Source organism: Nocardia sp. AB354 (assembly GCF_049538315.1).
In the GTDB taxonomy this organism is placed as follows: Bacteria; Actinomycetota; Actinomycetes; order Mycobacteriales; family Mycobacteriaceae; genus Nocardia; species Nocardia nova.
Genome location: NZ_JBMVFU010000030.1, coordinates 73,708 through 89,023 on the forward strand (window position 1 = coordinate 73,708; position 15,316 = coordinate 89,023).

The window sequence follows — 15,316 nt, forward strand, 5'->3', positions numbered from 1 at the left end:
CCCGCTACTCCGTAGTGTGGGGGTCAGCGAACCGGACGACGAACGGGGATGGCGATGAAGCCGCAGTACTGGTTTCGGTGGTTGGTGGTGCAGGGCACGCCGCGGCTGGTCTTGAAGACCTACGCCCGGCGCGGCGAAACCGTGGCACAACTGATGTCCAGCCCCGAGGCGGTCGATGATCCGATACCACTGCTGGAATCCCTGCGCGCACAGGGACGGCTGGTGCACTCCCCCCTCGGCTGGGCGACCACCGACTACGAGGTGGTGCGGACCGTGCTGCGCGACACCACCTTCAAGGTCGCGGCGGCCGAGGGTTTCGTGCCCGGACCGCTGCGGCCGCTGATGGATCTGGCGCCGCTGCCGCCCAATCCGGTGCAGCCGCCGTCGATGCTGGTGATCGATCCGCCCGACCACACCCGGATGCGTAAACCGGTGGCCTCGGCATTCACTCCGCGCGCGATCGCCCGGCTGCGCGACCGCGTCGAATCGGTGACCACGGAACTGCTCGATGCCCTGCCCTCCGGCGGTTCGGCGGATCTGGTCGCCGATTTCGCCTCCCAGGTGCCGATCGCGATCATCTCCGAAATGCTGGGCTTCCCCGACGCCGACCGCGACCGCTTCCTGGCGTGGGGCGACGCCGTCTCGCCGATGCTCGATATCGGCATCAGCTGGCCAACCACCCGCGACGCCTCGGCTGCCATTCTGGAGATGGACCACTATCTCGACGAGCACATCGCGCGGCTGCGGCGCGAACCGGGCGAGGACATCCTGTCCGGCCTGGTGAGTTCCGGCACGCTGGACAACACCGAGTTGAAGGCCTCCGCCACGCTGCTGATGGGCGCCGGATTCGAGACCACGGTCAATTTGATCAGCAACGGCGTCGTGCAGCTGGTGAACCATCGCGATCAGCTGGACCTGCTGCGCGAGGATCCGCAGCTGTGGCCCAACGCGATCGAGGAGATTCTGCGTTTCGACGCCCCGGTGCAGAACACCGGCCGCATTGCCGGGCGCGATGCGGAACTGGGCGGGGTCACCGTGCACCGGGGCAGCACGGTGGTGCTGTCGCTGTCGGGCGCCAACCGCGACCCGAAGGTGTTCGACGAACCGCACCGCTTCGACGTCACCCGCGCCAACGCCAAGGATCACCTGACGTTCTCCAGCGGCATCCACGCCTGCCTGGGCGCGAGCCTGGCCCGGATGGAGGGCACGTACGCGCTGCGGTCGCTGTTCGAGCGTTTCCCGAATCTCGTGCTGGCCGGTCGCCCGCAGCGCCGGCCGCTGTTCACCCTGCACGGCTACAGCCGGTTGCCGGTGCTGCTCGGTCAGCGCGCCGAACAGCCCAGCAGCGTCTGAGCCGGCTCAGCTGAAGCCGACCGCCTGGTCGCCCCAGGCGGTGTGCAGATCGTGATCGGGATCGTCGAGGACTCGATCCGCGGCGTCGACGACCAGTGTCGTGCGGGTGGATTCGCGGTAGGGCGGCCAATGCTTCGAGCCGTCCAGCGCGGCCGGCACTCCGTGCTCGGCGAAGGCCAGCCAGCGCCGCATCATCCGGCCCGAGACCTCGCTCGCGACCTTGCGACCACCCAGCCAGAAGGTCGGGTCGTGGTCGAAGGAGCCGAAATTGCCGAAGATGTACGGCAATTCGGTGGCGTGTCCGGCGCCTACACGCGCCGCCTTCAGCATCGGCGTGGCCTGATCGAAGCGATACATCCAGGTGCGGCTGTGCCGGGAATGCGCATCGGCGACCCAGTGCGCCGGCATCCGGAACGCCGCATCGGTCGACATCGCCAGCGCGCCGCGAGTCTTGGTCAGATCCGGGTAGGCGGAGGTGATTTCGGCGATGCGCTCGTGCGACATTCCGGGGTGTTCCCCCGCGACGGCATTGAGCATCGCGTTCACCGCATCCGGTGTCACCGGCATGATCGGCGAGCGGAACAGCCGGAACAGCGACGCCTCGTCCTTGTTGGTGCCGATGATCAGCGGTACGCGATGCGAGCGGCCCTGCTGGAAGCGGTCGGTCGGATAGGTGGGCAGCAGATCACCGTCCACCACCGGCGCCGCGGCAAGGCGCCCCGGCGACTGCAGCGGCACCTCGTCCAGCAGGATTCCGGCCGCGTCCACGATCCGTTCGACGGGGCATTCCAGCAGTTCCCCGGCACGTTCGGGCGGCAGATCCATCAGCTCCAGGAAGCGGCTCGCCACCCCGGCGGCCCGGTCGGGGCCGAAGACCGTCGTGGCCGGGGGGCTCTGCGCGATGGCGCGGTGGAACAGGCCCGCGGCCCGCGGCGAGGTCAGTAGCGCGGTGACGCATCCGGCGCCGGAGGATTCGCCGAAGACGGTGACGTTGCCCGGATCGCCGCCGAAGGCGGCGGCATTGTCGCGCACCCATTCCAGCGCCGCTATCTGGTCGTGCAGGCCGAGGTTGGCGACGAACCCGTCGCCCAGCGAGGACAGATCGAGGAAGCCGAGTGCGCCGAGCCGATAGTTCACCGCGACGATCACCACGTCGCCCATCTCGACCATCCGGCGGCCGTCGTAAATCGCCTGGGCCGCCGTGCCCAGACAGTAGGCGCCGCCGTGCAGCCACACCATCACCGGACGCGGCTGCACCGGCTCGGCGGCCGGCGCCCACACGGTGACCCACAGGCAGTCCTCGCCCATGCGCAGCCCCGAGTCGACGGGCACCATATCGCCCATGGTCTGCGGCGCGATCTCGCCGAATTCGGTGCAGTCACGCACTCCCGACCAGGGTTCGGGCGGTTCCGGCCGGGCGAACCGCTTCGGTCCCGCCGGTGCCGCGGCATAGGGAATGCTGCGCCACACGTGAACCGATCCCGTACGGAATCCGCGTACCGCGCCGCTGGTCGTGTGGGCGACGGGTCCGGCAGTGTCCTCGACCGGGGTCGCCTCGAAGAATTGAGTGCTCATCTCGCACCTCCTCGTACTCCCTGTAACCGAGAGTACGTCCGAGATCATTCGTACCGCGTCAGCCTCGATCGATGTGGCCGAGGTCGCGGGCGGGATCGATGCGGTCGCGCACGCGCTGTTTCAGCCCGGCGACATCCGGGAAGCCGCCGTCGGCTTTGCGCTCCCAGATCTGCTCACCGTCCACGGTGATCCGGAACACTCCACCGGTTCCGGGAATCAGTGCCACCTCGTCGAGATCGGTGCCGAAGGTGTTCAGCAACTCCTGGGCCATCCATCCGGCCCGCAGTAACCATCGGCATTGCGTGCAGTATTCGATCGCGATTCGTGCCATGCGGTGACCCTAATGAGGGTCCGGATTCCCGGTAGCCACCGCGCGACTGTCCACGTTTACGGCAACTCCTTCGCTATCTGCATTAATCGGGAATGTATTGCCGAAATAATAATGGGAGAGCACGGGAAACTCTTTACGAGCCGGTTACGATTCGATATCTCCATCGACGTAGACCCAGCGGCCGTCTATACGAGCAAACCTGCTGCACTCGGAGAGCACACCCCGCCGGCCGTCGTATCGGTATGTGGCGCGGAATTCGACCACTCCGGTGTCGTCGAAGAGGCCGCCCGCCTCCGTAGCGAAGACCTGCAGCGACACCCAGCGCTGCGCCGGATCCAGGGCCAGCCGTCGCGGCCTGGTTCGCGGATGCCAGGTCCGCAGCAGGTAGTCGCGATCGCCGACGGCGAAGGCGGTGTAGCGCGAACGCATCAGCGCCTCGGCGGTCGGCGCCGGGCGGGTGTCGTCCAGGCGCGGGCCGCAGCACTGCCCGAACTGTTCGCCGCTGCCGCACGGACAGCGGTCGGTGTCGTCCGGACGGTCGGGAAAGGTATCGGCCATCCGACGATTATCGCCGCCCGATATCACCTGTTCCGGCGGCGGCCGAAGACGGCGGGTACATCCGCGCGGCCGATGCGGTCGAGTTCCCCGGCCAGCCGGGCGGTCTCGTCGTACCAGTCACGCAGTTCGTGCAGGGTCGGCGCGGGTTCGGAGTCGAGGTGATGTCCGGCCCGCGACAGCGTCGCCCACAATCCGGCGACCCGGCCCGACAGTTCGGGGCCGGCGCAGCTGTCCAGCGCCAGCAGCTGGGCGCGCATACTGCACCGGGCCAGCGGTGGCGACACTCGCGCCCACAGCCGGTCCACCGACTGTTCCAGCGCGATCCGCAGGATCCACACCGTCGCCCGCGACCACAGGCCGCCCGCATCGGTGACCGTGCCGTCGAGTAATTCCGCGGCCGCCGCCAGACGCTGGGCCACGGTCGGGCTCACGGGTTCAGCCATGTCACGAATCTCTTCGTCCCCGAGATCAAATCGCCCGAGCGACGCTGGATGCGGATATGGGCTCCGGCCGTGGCATCGCGCACCACCGCGCGCGCCCACGGCGCCTCCCGGTCGAGATAGTCGTTGAGATCGTCGACCCGGTCGGGCACACCGAAGACCGCCAGGGCGACCGTCTCCCACGTGGTCCGGGCCCGATCGACGCGGCGCTGGACCTCGCGGTGGTCGACGCCGGCGGCCAGCAGTTCTCGCCGCGCGCGGGCCAACGCGGCCGCCTCGATCGCGGATCGGCAGCAGGTGATGACCAGTTCGTTCGCGATGGGCTTGGGCAACTGCCTGGTGCGCAGCAGGGCCCGCGCGTCGCCGAGATAGCGCTGCACCGGATCCTCGACCGCGCGCACCTCCACTCGCGAGTGTTCGCGCCGCTGCACGTCGAGAACCGTTGCGTCCAAACGTAACCGGCGCACCGCCTCGGCCAGCCGCTCGTCGTGGGTGAACACGATGACCTGGCGTCCGCTGCGCGCCACCGCGGCCAGCACGCGGGCGAGTCCGTCGACCTTCGCCGGATCCATCGCCTGCACCGGGTCGTCGATCATGACGAATCCGAACGGACTTTCGGCCACCGTGGCCCGCGGCAGGAACAGGGCCAGGCCCAGCGCATGCAATTCGCCCTGGCTCATCACTCCGAGAGCGGCGGCTCCGGAGTCGTCCACGGTGACGTCGAGCAGCACCTTGCGACTGGCTCCGGCGTTGCCCTGCAGGCGAATCGCGCCGAGATCCACATTGCTGCGCTGGCGCAACCCGCCCCAGATCCGCCGGGCGTGCTCGGCCAGCGGGGCGAGCCGCTCGTCGCGCAGGCCGGCGGCGGCCGACTTCAGCCAGTCCTCGGCGCGGCGGACGGTACGCAGCTCGGCATCGGCCGCGGCCACCAGCCGCGCCTCGTGCAGCCAGGTGGCGATGCGCGGGACCAGCGGCGTCCAGACCGCATCGATGCGATCGAGTTCCTTGTGCACGGCCCGCTGCAACACCTCCAGCCGCACCGCGAGGTCGGCGTGCGCGCCGCGCATCCGGGCCGCCAGCGTGGCGCCCGCTTCGACCTCCAGCAGGGCGGACCAGGATGACCAGGCGCGACGGGCGTCCACAGGATCGATATTCGGCGCGGCGATGGTCGAATCCAGTTCCGGCGGAACCGGTTCGATCAGCGCACGGGCCGCGGCGATCGCCTCGCCCAGCGCGCTCCGAGCGGCGGTCAGGACGGCGGCGCGCCGCTCGACGGCCTCGATCCGGGCCGTCGCCTCGCGCCGCCACCGCGCGTCGAGCCGGCCGTGGCCGCAGACCGGGCAGGGGCATTCGCCGCCCTCGGCGTGTTCGCGGGCGCCACGCAGCAGGTCGACCACCCGGAGTTCGGCCTCCAGATCGCCGGTCGCCAGGTCCAGCAGCTCCGCGGTGGCCCCCTCGACCGCCTCGGCGGCCGCCTCGACCTGGGCCGGAGCCGGAATGCGCAGCCGTGCCACGGCCTGCAGTGCCGCGACACCGCCGGGGTCGTGGCGGGCGCCGGCGAGTTCGTGGGCGATCGCGGACAGATCCGGCGCGGGCGCGCGCAACATCTCGGCGACGCGCTCGGCGCGCTCGTCGGCGACGGTGATCAGTTCGTCCAGCAAAGCCTGCCGGCCGTCCCGGGACTGTTTCGCGGCGCGTTCCAATTCGATTCGGCGCGTGCGGGTCCGGTCCAAGGCGGCACTGATGTCGTCGAGCCCGAGCAGCCGATGCAGCGCGTCGAACAGGTCGCTGGGACGGCCGTCGACCACCGCGCCGAGTTCGCTGTAGGACAAAAACGGCCGATACAGCTCGAGGGCGCGGGCCCAGTCCTGCGGGCGGAATCGGTCGCTGTCGCTGCCGTTCTCGTGCTGCGTCCAGCTGCCTTCGGACAGTTCGTCGCCGTCGGCCCACGTGCGCTCGATCGTGAACGGGCCGCGTTCATGCGCGACCAGATCGATCGCGATCCGGGGATCCTGCTCGCAGTGCATATTCCGCCAGCCGTCGCGCCAGACCGCGGATCTGCCCTCCCAACGCCGGTTGACGCCGGTGAGTGCGAGTTCCGCGGCCTCGGCGAAACTCGACTTACCCGACCCGTTGCGGCCGACCACCAGCGTCAGACCGGGGCCGGGCGCGATGCGCAGTACCGCCTCGCGACCGATTCCGCGGAAGCCGCGGACGCGGATGGCACGCAGGAATACTCCGGATCGCGGCCCGGCGCCGCCCGCCTCGGCGGACTCCCCCAGCGCCTCCAGCACCGTCTGCGCTACCTCGGGGCTCACCGACGAATCCGTCTGCAGCCGAGCCGAAACCAGGTCGCGCAGCCGCGGCGCGACCTCCCCCTGCTCTTGCCCCACTGCCCCTCCCGGCCCTCGCGCACGACTCGTCGTGGCGAACGCTACCGGAGAACCGGCCCGGGCGGGACGCATGGCCATCGAACGGTCGAACCGCCCGATGTCCACCCCTCGGCCGTCCCGGCCGGGCAGTTCCACGGGTTACACCCCTGACGGGTGGCTCGGTTCAACCGAACAGATCAGAATGCCAGAGATCACGATCATTCACAACAGCGCTTGATCCTGCAATCACATTCCGCGCCACGGCAATTCGTCTCGCAATCGATGAGCGAACCCGGTGACGGCCGGCCGGACGGCGGCGTCGACGGCCGGGCGCGCGATGTTGTCGGTGGGCTCGGGTACAAATCCGTGGGTACCGAACGAACGGGGGAACACGTGACGACCTCTCCGGCCGCGACCTACGCCGTCACCGCCGACAATGTGCTGGCCCTGGCGCCCGACGCCGCATCGGCGAGCGCCGCCCGCAAGCTCACCGCCGCATGGCTGGGCACCGGCGTCCACGGCAGCTCGCTGTGGGGGCAGTGCAAGGGCAGTGGCGCCACGCCGTATCAGACGATCGTCGACCTGTCGGGGCCCGCCTATCGCTGCTCGTGCCCCAGCCGGAAATTTCCCTGCAAACATGCGCTGTCGCTGTTACTGCTCTGGTCGCAGGGCACGGTCGCGGCGTCCGACGCACCCGCCGACTTCGCGGCCGAGTGGTTGGCGGGCCGGGCCGCACGGGCCGCGAAACCGGCCGAGCCGGCCACGCGCGGCACCAAACAGTCGACGCTCGACCAGCGGCGGGCGCGAGTGACCACCGGACTCGACGATCTCGACGTCTGGCTCGGCGACCAGATCCGCACCGGCCTGGCCCAGGCCGACCATTCCGCGGCGGCCCTGGAGGCGGTGGCCGCCCGGATGGTGGATTCGCAGGCGCCGGGGGTGGCGGCAGCATTGCGGCAACTGCCGCGCCGCACCCTGGGCGTCGAACAGTGGCCGGCGATTCTGCTCAGCGAATACGCCCGGTTGCATCTGCTGATCGGCGCACACCGGCGGCTCGATGACCTGCCGCCGGCGCTGGCTGCCGGGGTACGCGCCCATATCGGCTATCCGGCCAAGGCCGAGGAGGTCCGCGGCGGCGAGCCCGCGATCCGCGACCGGTGGATGGTGCTCGGGGTGCGGATCACCGAGGAGGAACGGGTCTTCACCCGCCGCACTCTGCTGCTCGGCCGGGACACCCAACGCTGGGCACATATCCTCGACCACAGCTTCGGCAGTGCGAGTTTCGCGGGCGAGCTGCCGATTCCCGGCACCATGGTCGAGGCGGACCTGCACTACTACTCGGGGGCGATGCCGCTGCGCGCGGTGTGGGGCGTGCGCCACGGCGAGCCGGAACCGTTCACCACCATCGTCTCGGAGTCCGCGTCCATCGCCGGACAGCTCGACGCTCACGCGCGGGCACTGGGCGCCGATCCGTGGTTGCGTGGGTGGCCGATGCTGCTGGCGGACGTGGTGCCGAGCCCGGGAACCGCCGGCTGGTATCTCGCCGAGCCCGACGGCACGGCGGTGCCCATCGCCGCGACCGCCGAGGTGCCGTGGCAGTTGATCGGACTGTCGGGCGGTCATCCGCTGACGGTGATCGGTGAATGGACCGCGGCCGGATTGGTCCCGGTCTCCGCTCTGGTGGCCGGCGAACTCGTCGGGGTCGAGACCGAATCACTTCTGGGGGTACCGACCCCCGGCACCGCCGTCCCGGCCTCGTCGGAGCCGATCGTGCCGGTTGCGCTGCTGGGTACCGCCCGCCGCACCCTCGATCCCGGCGGACTGGCCGAGGCGGTGACTTCGGCCGCGCGCGCCGACACTCCGGAACATGCCGTGCTGGGGGCTGTGGCGCTCCAGGAGCTGTATCACCGCGGCGGGGTGCCACCGGCCCGAGCCGAGTTGCCGGTCCCTGCCGCCGACGACGATCGCGCCCCATTGCCGCGGGCAGCGGCACAGCGGCTGCACGACCTGCTGGCCGACGGCTCACCGATGCTCGCCGAATGGTTCGAGGCCGCGCTGCCCGGCGACCGGCGGGCACCCGACGCACTCTGCGCCACACTCCTCGAGGCAGCGAGAAGCCAAGCAGCCCTGCGGGTTCCGCTGATGCGCCTGGCGGGCGCTCGGGGGCGGTGGCTGGCGGCGCTGCATCCACGCTGGCGACCGCTGCTGCGGACCGGTGACGACGATCCCCAGGTGTGGACGCACGGCCGGCCTGCCGAACGCCGAAGTTGGCTGGAAGCCCTGCGCGCCCGCGACGCCGCGGCCGCCCGGCAGGCCCTCGCCGAAACCTGGAGCCGGGAGCCGGCGCGCGGCCGGGCCGAACTGCTGGCGGTGCTGGCCGCAGGAGTCGGGCCCGAGGACGAGCCACTGCTCGAATCGGCGCTCGACGACGCGCGGCCCGACGTTCGCCGCACGGCCGCCGATCTCCTTGCCCACCTGCCTGATTCGGCCTTCGCGGAACGGATGCGCGAGCGCGCCGGCCGGTGGCTGACCGTCCGGTCCGGCCGGCTCGAGGCGCATCTGCCGCACGACCTCGACGACGCGGCTCGCCGCGACGGACTCGCCGACCGGCTCGACCCGGTGGCCTACCGCCGCGACGGCGGGGCGGACGTGGATGCCGAACGGCTGCGCCGCCTGATCGCCGCCACCCCGCTGCGACATTGGGAGCAGCTGTGCGGATCCGCGGAGGCCGCCACGGCGCTGGGGCTGCCCGACGACATCCTCGGGCCGGTCGCCGCGGGATGGGCGGAAGCGGCTCTGGCACAGGGCGATTCCCGCTGGGCGATTCCGCTGTTCGAGGTGCTGACCACCACGCCCACCCTGGGTGCGGATCCGCGGCTGCGACAGCGGTTGTTCGCGCTGCTGCCGATCGAGCGGCGGGTGCGGTACTTGTGCGGCCTGGACAGCAGTTGGCTGGCCGAACTCGAACTGCTCGTCTCGGCGCTTCCGCGGCCGTGGCCGCAGCCGCTGGCCGAACACCTGGTCCGGCTGCTGCTCGATCGCGCCCATCTGGCCGCCGCCCGTCCCGGCGCGGCCGGGCTGTCCCCCGCCTCCTATCGCACGCTGCTGCGCAGTGCCGCGATCAACTTCCCGGTCCGCGCGGTCGCGGCGGTGACCGTCGCCGCCCGCCGCTGTACGGACCCCTACTGGCAGAGCGCCTTCGACCGCCTCGCCGACGATCTGACCCAACGCACCCTGATGCTCGAGGAGCTGGCATGACCACCACCCAGAACCCACCCGCCGACCTGCTGCGTCCCCATGCCGAACAGGCCTACGCCGACGAACTCCGAGTCCTCGCCGAGGTCGACGACCGTCCGCGGCCGCCGTCGTGGCGGCTGTCGCCCTGGGCGGTGGTCACCTACCTGTTGGGCGACACCCTGCCCGACGGCACCGTGATCACCCCGAAATACGTCGGACCGCGCCGCCTGATGGAGGTGGCGGTCGCGACGCTGGCGACGGATCGGGCACTGCTGCTGCTCGGCGTACCGGGCACCGCGAAAACCTGGGTGTCCGAACATCTTTCGGCCGCCATCAGCGGCGCCTCCACCCTGCTGGTGCAGGGAACGTCCGGAACCGCCGAGGAGGCGATCCGGTACGGCTGGAACTATGCGCGCCTGCTCGCGGAAGGGCCGAGCGCCGGCGCACTGGTGCCCTCACCGGTCATGACCGCGATGCGCACCGGTGCGATCGCCCGCGTCGAGGAGCTCACCCGCATTCCCTCCGACGTGCAGGACGCCCTGATCACGGTGCTGTCGGAGAAGACGCTGCCGGTGCCCGAACTCGGTATCGAGGTGCAGGCGGCCAAGGGCTTCAACGTCATCGCCACCGCCAACGACCGCGACCGCGGCGTCAACGAACTCTCCTCCGCGCTGCGCCGCCGGTTCAACACCGTGGTGCTGCCGCTGCCCGCGGGCGAGGACGACGAGGTCGCGATCGTGACCCGCCGAGTCGAACAGCTCGGCGCCGCACTGCAATTGCCGCCGATTCCGGCTGCGGCCGAGGAAGTGCGGCGGGTGGTGCGGGTGTTCCGCGAACTGCGTTCCGGCATCACCGAGGACGGCCGGACCAAGTTGAAGTCGCCCTCGGGCACGTTGTCGACGGCAGAGGCGATTTCGGTGCTCACCAACGGCATCGCGCTCGCGGCGCACTTCGGTGACGGGGTGTTGCGCGCGAGCGATGTCGCCGGTGCGGTCCTCGGTGCGGTGATCAAGGATCCGGTCGCCGATGCCGTGGTGTGGACCGAGTACCTCGAGGCCGTCGTCCGCGAACGCCCCGACTGGTCCGATTTCTACCGCGCCTGCCGTGAGGTGCACGGGTGAGCGGCGACGCGGTCGCGCTCGACGAGCCGCAGACCCGGATCTTCGGCATCCGCCACCACGGTCCCGGGTCGGCGCGCTCGCTGTCCTGGGCGCTGGAACGTTTCCGCCCGGATGCGATCCTCATCGAAGGCCCGGCCGATGCCGACCCGCTGGTCGCCTACGTCGCCGCCGACGGTATGGAACCGCCGGTGGCATTGCTGGCCTACGCTCCGAACGAACCTTCGCGAGCCGCCTTTTGGCCGTTCGCGGTGTTCTCCCCGGAATGGCAGGCGCTGCGGTACGCGTCCGAACACGCTGTCCTCGTGAGCTTCTGCGATCTTCCGGCCACCCACACCCTCGCCCTCGACACCGAGCCGGGTGACAGCGGTGATCCGCTGGCCGCGCTGGCCGCCGCGGGCGGATACGACGACCCGGAGCGGTGGTGGGACGCCGTCATCGAATCGTCGTCGAATCCCACCGGGGACGGCACCGACATCTTCGAGGCCATCACCGAGGCCATGGGCGCACTGCGCGCCGCGGCCGGAGACGGTCCCGCCCGGGCGGCGTCGGAGACCGATCCCGGAGCCGACCCGCCGCCACCGTCCGACCTCGATCGGCACGCCACACATGCCTTCGACACGGAAGATACTGCGCCACAGCAGGATTCATCCGCGCCCACGGAGCTCCTGCCCGGTGGCATCGACCTGCGCACCTTGCAGCGTGAAGCGTATATGCGGCAGGTCATCCGCCGGACGCTCAAAAGCGGTGCGCGCCGGATCGCGGTGGTCTGCGGGGCGTGGCACGCCCCGGCGCTGGCGGGCAAACTCGGTCCGGCGGCGGCCGATTCCCGCCTGCTCAAGGGTCTGCCGAAGGTGAAGGCCACGCTCACCTGGGTGCCGTGGACCCACACGCGGCTGGCCGGCTCGTCCGGATACGGCGCGGGCATCACCTCGCCCGGCTGGTACCACCACCTGTTCACGCGGATCGACGACCCGATCGCCCGCTGGTTCACCCGGGTGGCCGGCGCGCTGCGCGCCCGTGACCTGCCAGTTTCCAGTGCGCACATCATCGAGTCGGTGCGACTGGCCGACACTCTGGCCGCGCTGCGTGGTCGTCCCGCGCCAGGGTTGTCCGAGGTCACCGATGCCACGCGGTCGGTGCTCTGCGACGGCGACGAGTCGATGCTGCGGTTCGTCAGCGACGAACTGGTCGTCGGCGAGGCGCTCGGTTCGGTGCCCGAGAGCACGCCGACCGTCCCGCTGGATGCCGACCTGCGCGCGCAGGCGCGCACCCTGCGGCTCAAACAGCAGGCTCTGGCACAGCAGTTGGACCTGGATCTGCGCAAGGACCGCGATGTGGCCAGGTCACATCTGCTACATCGGCTGCGACTGCTCGGAATCGACTGGGGCACACCCGTCACCGGCGAGGTCCGCAATACCGGCACCTTCCGCGAATCGTGGGCGCTGCGGTGGGAACCGGGCCTGTCGGTCGCGGTCATCGAGGCGTCGCGCTGGGGCACGACCATCCGCACCGCGGCCGAGGCGAAGATCCTCGACCGCGCCGGCGCCTCCGACGCCACGGTCGCCGATATCAGCGCGGCCCTGGAGACCGCGCTCCTGGCCGACCTCGGCGGCGCGGTGGACGGTCTGGTCGCTCGCCTGGAGGCGGTGGCCGCGCTGGATCACGACGTCACGCACCTGCTGGCCGCACTGCCCGGACTGATCCGCACCCTGCGCTACGGCGACGTCCGCAGCACCGACCTCGGCGCGCTGGCGCGAGTCGCCGACGGCCTGCTCCTGCGCATCTGCGCCGGGTTGCCCGGCGCCGTCACCGGTCTCGACACCGATGCCGCCACCGAACTGCGCGGCCTGATCGACGCCACCCACGTCGCCATCGCGACCCGTGATGATGCGGACGCCACCCGGTCCTGGCTGGCGGCACTGGGCCTGGTGGCCGACCGCGACGATGTGCACGGGGCGCTGGTGGGCCGCGCGGTTCGATTGCTCTGCGATGCGGAAATCATCGCCGACGCCGAGGCCGCGCGTCGGCTGTCGGCGGCCCTGTCGATCGGCCACAGCCCGGCCGAGAAGGCGGCGTGGATCGACGGCTTCCTGGGCGGGCGTGGCCTGCTGCTCGTCCACGACCGAGACCTGTTGCGGCGCATCGACTCCTGGCTGCGCGAGCTGGACGAGGAGCAATTCGTCGCGACCCTGCCGCTGCTGCGGCGCACCTTCGGCGCTTTCGAGGCGGGAGAACGACAGGCCATCGCCCGAGCCGTCCGGGAGGGCACGCCCCCGGCCGCGCCGCAGCGCGGCCACTCCGGGCCGGACGCCGCCCGCGGCGTGCTGGCCCTGCACGCGGCGACCGAAATTCTGGCGGGCGCACGATGATTCGAGCCGAGAGGAGCCGACGATGACCCATATCGAATCGGATGAAGTGCAGGCCCGGCGCTGGCGACTGGTCCTCGGCGCTCCCGCCGAGGCGGGTCTGGGCGGGCTCGGCACCGCCGAGGACGCGGCGATGGACCGGGCGCTGTCGGCGCTCTACAACGGCGACGAGCACGCGCCGCCGGACAAGCGCGCCACCGGCCTGGGTGGTTCGGCGCCGAAGGTCGCCCGCTGGCTGGGCGATATCCGCACCTACTTTCCGTCGACGGTGGTCGAGGTCATGCAACGCGACGCCATCGACCGGCTGCAACTCACGCAACTGCTGCTCGAGCCCGAACTGCTCGAGGCGGTCGAACCCGACGTCCAGCTCGTCGGCACCCTGCTCAGCCTGAACCGCATGATGCCCGAAACAACCCGCGCCACAGCACGAGTCGTGGTCGAGAAGGTGGTGCGCGACATCGAACGCCGGCTCGCCGCGCGCACCGTGGCCGCGGTGTCCGGTGCGCTGAACCGCGCGGCGCGGGTGTCGCGGCCACGGCTGCGCGATATCGACTGGGATCGGACGATTCGCCGCAACCTCGCCCACTATCTGCCCGAACACCGCACGGTGGTGCCGCAGCAACTGGTCGGATACGGGCGCAAGGCGCAGGCGGTGCGGCGGGAGGTGGTGCTCGCGATCGACCAATCGGGGTCCATGGCGGCCAGCGTCGTCTATGCCTCCGTGTTCGGTGCGGTACTCGCCTCCATGCGCTCGCTGAAGACCGCACTGGTGGTCTTCGACACGGCCGTGGTGGATCTCACTGAGCAACTGTCGGATCCGGTGGATGTGCTGTTCGGCACACAACTCGGCGGCGGAACCGATATCAACCGGGCCATCGCCTACTGCGGGCAACTCGTCACCCGTCCGGCCGACACGCTGTTCGTCCTGATCTCCGACCTGTACGAGGGTGGAATTCGCGACGAGATGTTGCGGCGGATCTCGGCGATGAAAGAGGCGGGCGTCCAGGTCCTGGTACTGCTCGCGCTCTCCGACGAGGGCGCCCCGGCATACGACCACGACAACGCCGCCGCGCTCGCCGCGCTCGGAGTGCCCGCCTTCGCGTGCACTCCCGACCGCTTTCCCGACCTGCTGTCGGTGGCCCTCGACCGCGGCGACGTGGCGACCTGGGCCCGATCCAACGCGAGCCGCCGATGATCACCCGACCGGCGCCCGTGTCCGGCGCCACCGAAAGGTCTTGCCGGACCGCAACTCTCACCGGCAGCACAGTCGCGCGGCGACTACCTGCTGTTCTCGGCGGGGTACGGCCGATTTCCTCCGTACGGGCCGCGCAGTTCGGCGGGCCGCGCGCCGGCGCGGAAATCGACGCGATAACTTGGACCGGTGTTGAAGAATTCCGTGGCCACGACGGCAGGAGCATGGCGGGTAGGTGACGGCACTGCGGTGTCATTTCGCGAGGCGGCGGTGGCCTGGGCATTGGCCGCACATGCCGAACTGGCCGAAACCGCGACCGGATACGGGCATTTCATCACTGTGAACGAGTTGGCCGAACGGATTCAGGACGTGTCCGGGGTGCATACCGAGGCGCCGACACGCACCTGGATGGCCGCGATTCTGCGGAAGGTCGCGCGGCGCTGCCACGGCGCCGGTGAGCCGCCGCTGACCGCGCTGTGCGTACGCCAGAACCACACCGTCGGCGACGATTACAAGTACGTGCTCGAACTCGCCGGCCTGCCGATTCCCGACGATCTCGAACTGCATGCGGCCTACGCCCGCTGGCAGTGCTATCAGCACTACGGTGCGGAGATGCCCGCCGAGGTCGGCGTTCCGCCGCTGACGCCGAAGGTGGACGCGCGCCGCCGCGGTCGCAGCGCGACCAGAACCGTGATGGCACAGGAGGAGAAGGCGTCCGAGCCGCGGCCGGCGGTCTGCTCGCAGTGCTTCATCCAGCTGCCTGCCGGCGGC

At 70.7% G+C, this 15,316-nt stretch carries 11 protein-coding genes; 6 read left to right on the forward strand and 5 right to left on the reverse strand.

Annotated elements, in window-relative coordinates; translation table 11 throughout:
- Positions 1 to 48: 48 nt before the first annotated feature.
- Entirely contained in the window at positions 49 to 1,353 is a 1,305-nt protein-coding gene (locus ACPCUW_RS31005; RefSeq protein ID WP_369817459.1) for a cytochrome P450, read from the forward strand.
- A gap of 6 nt (positions 1,354 to 1,359) precedes the next feature.
- Here the strand turns inward: ACPCUW_RS31005 and ACPCUW_RS31010 are convergent, their stop codons facing one another.
- From ACPCUW_RS31010 to ACPCUW_RS31030, 5 genes are all read right to left on the reverse strand, one after another.
- Positions 1,360 to 2,928 carry a carboxylesterase/lipase family protein gene (locus tag ACPCUW_RS31010; protein ID WP_423428750.1) on the reverse strand — a complete coding sequence of 523 codons (1,569 nt, stop codon included), beginning with the start codon at positions 2,926 to 2,928 and terminating at the stop codon, positions 1,360 to 1,362.
- Between the two features lie 58 nt (positions 2,929 to 2,986).
- Positions 2,987 to 3,259 (reverse strand): SelT/SelW/SelH family protein, encoded by a 273-nt coding sequence (locus ACPCUW_RS31015; protein ID WP_030514989.1) that lies wholly within the window; start codon positions 3,257 to 3,259, stop codon positions 2,987 to 2,989.
- Positions 3,260 to 3,403: 144 nt separating this feature from the next.
- The gene (locus ACPCUW_RS31020; RefSeq protein WP_423428751.1) at positions 3,404 to 3,817 is read right to left on the reverse strand and encodes a YchJ family protein; all 414 of its coding nucleotides are present in this window, start codon (positions 3,815 to 3,817) and stop codon (positions 3,404 to 3,406) included.
- Between the two features lie 23 nt (positions 3,818 to 3,840).
- Positions 3,841 to 4,260: a hypothetical protein gene (locus ACPCUW_RS31025; protein WP_423428752.1), complete on the reverse strand. Its 420-nt coding sequence runs from the start codon at positions 4,258 to 4,260 to the stop codon at positions 3,841 to 3,843.
- Positions 4,245 to 6,650, reverse strand: coding sequence for an AAA family ATPase (locus tag ACPCUW_RS31030; protein ID WP_423428754.1), 2,406 nt, complete (start codon positions 6,648 to 6,650; stop codon positions 4,245 to 4,247). Before ACPCUW_RS31030 ends, ACPCUW_RS31025 begins: the two co-directional genes overlap by 16 nt.
- A 261-nt stretch (positions 6,651 to 6,911) precedes the next feature.
- Between ACPCUW_RS31030 and ACPCUW_RS31035 the strand changes: the two genes are divergently transcribed.
- From ACPCUW_RS31035 to ACPCUW_RS31055, 5 genes are all read left to right on the forward strand, one after another.
- Positions 6,912 to 9,887 (forward strand): SWIM zinc finger family protein, encoded by a 2,976-nt coding sequence (locus ACPCUW_RS31035; RefSeq protein WP_423428756.1) that lies wholly within the window; start codon positions 6,912 to 6,914, stop codon positions 9,885 to 9,887.
- Entirely contained in the window at positions 9,884 to 10,987 is a 1,104-nt protein-coding gene (locus tag ACPCUW_RS31040) for an ATP-binding protein (protein ID WP_064911278.1), read from the forward strand. Before ACPCUW_RS31035 ends, ACPCUW_RS31040 begins: the two co-directional genes overlap by 4 nt.
- Positions 10,984 to 13,356, forward strand: a complete 2,373-nt coding sequence (locus ACPCUW_RS31045; RefSeq protein WP_423428757.1) for a DUF5682 family protein — start codon at positions 10,984 to 10,986, stop codon at positions 13,354 to 13,356. The genes ACPCUW_RS31040 and ACPCUW_RS31045 overlap by 4 nt, the downstream gene beginning before the upstream one ends.
- Positions 13,357 to 13,378: 22 nt before the next feature.
- A complete protein-coding gene (locus tag ACPCUW_RS31050; protein WP_423428758.1) occupies positions 13,379 to 14,548 on the forward strand; it encodes a VWA domain-containing protein in 1,170 nt (389 codons plus the stop codon).
- A 246-nt stretch (positions 14,549 to 14,794) separates the two neighbouring features.
- Positions 14,795 to 15,316, forward strand: a 522-nt coding sequence (locus tag ACPCUW_RS31055; RefSeq protein ID WP_423428760.1) for a hypothetical protein, incomplete at its 3' end; no start/stop codon positions are given.

Bases quoted from the DNA above. Each gene is read 5' to 3' on its own strand.
- ACPCUW_RS31005 (WP_369817459.1), top strand. From the start codon at position 49: ATGGCGATGAAGCCGCAGTACTGGTTTCGGTGGTTGGTGGTGCAGGGC.
- ACPCUW_RS31010 (WP_423428750.1), bottom strand. From the start codon at position 2,928: ATGAGCACTCAATTCTTCGAGGCGACCCCGGTCGAGGACACTGCCGGA.
- ACPCUW_RS31015 (WP_030514989.1), bottom strand. From the start codon at position 3,259: ATGGCACGAATCGCGATCGAATACTGCACGCAATGCCGATGGTTACTG.
- ACPCUW_RS31020 (WP_423428751.1), bottom strand. From the start codon at position 3,817: ATGGCCGATACCTTTCCCGACCGTCCGGACGACACCGACCGCTGTCCG.
- ACPCUW_RS31025 (WP_423428752.1), bottom strand. From the start codon at position 4,260: ATGGCTGAACCCGTGAGCCCGACCGTGGCCCAGCGTCTGGCGGCGGCC.
- ACPCUW_RS31035 (WP_423428756.1), top strand. From the start codon at position 6,912: ATGAGCGAACCCGGTGACGGCCGGCCGGACGGCGGCGTCGACGGCCGG.
- ACPCUW_RS31040 (WP_064911278.1), top strand. From the start codon at position 9,884: ATGACCACCACCCAGAACCCACCCGCCGACCTGCTGCGTCCCCATGCC.
- ACPCUW_RS31050 (WP_423428758.1), top strand. From the start codon at position 13,379: ATGACCCATATCGAATCGGATGAAGTGCAGGCCCGGCGCTGGCGACTG.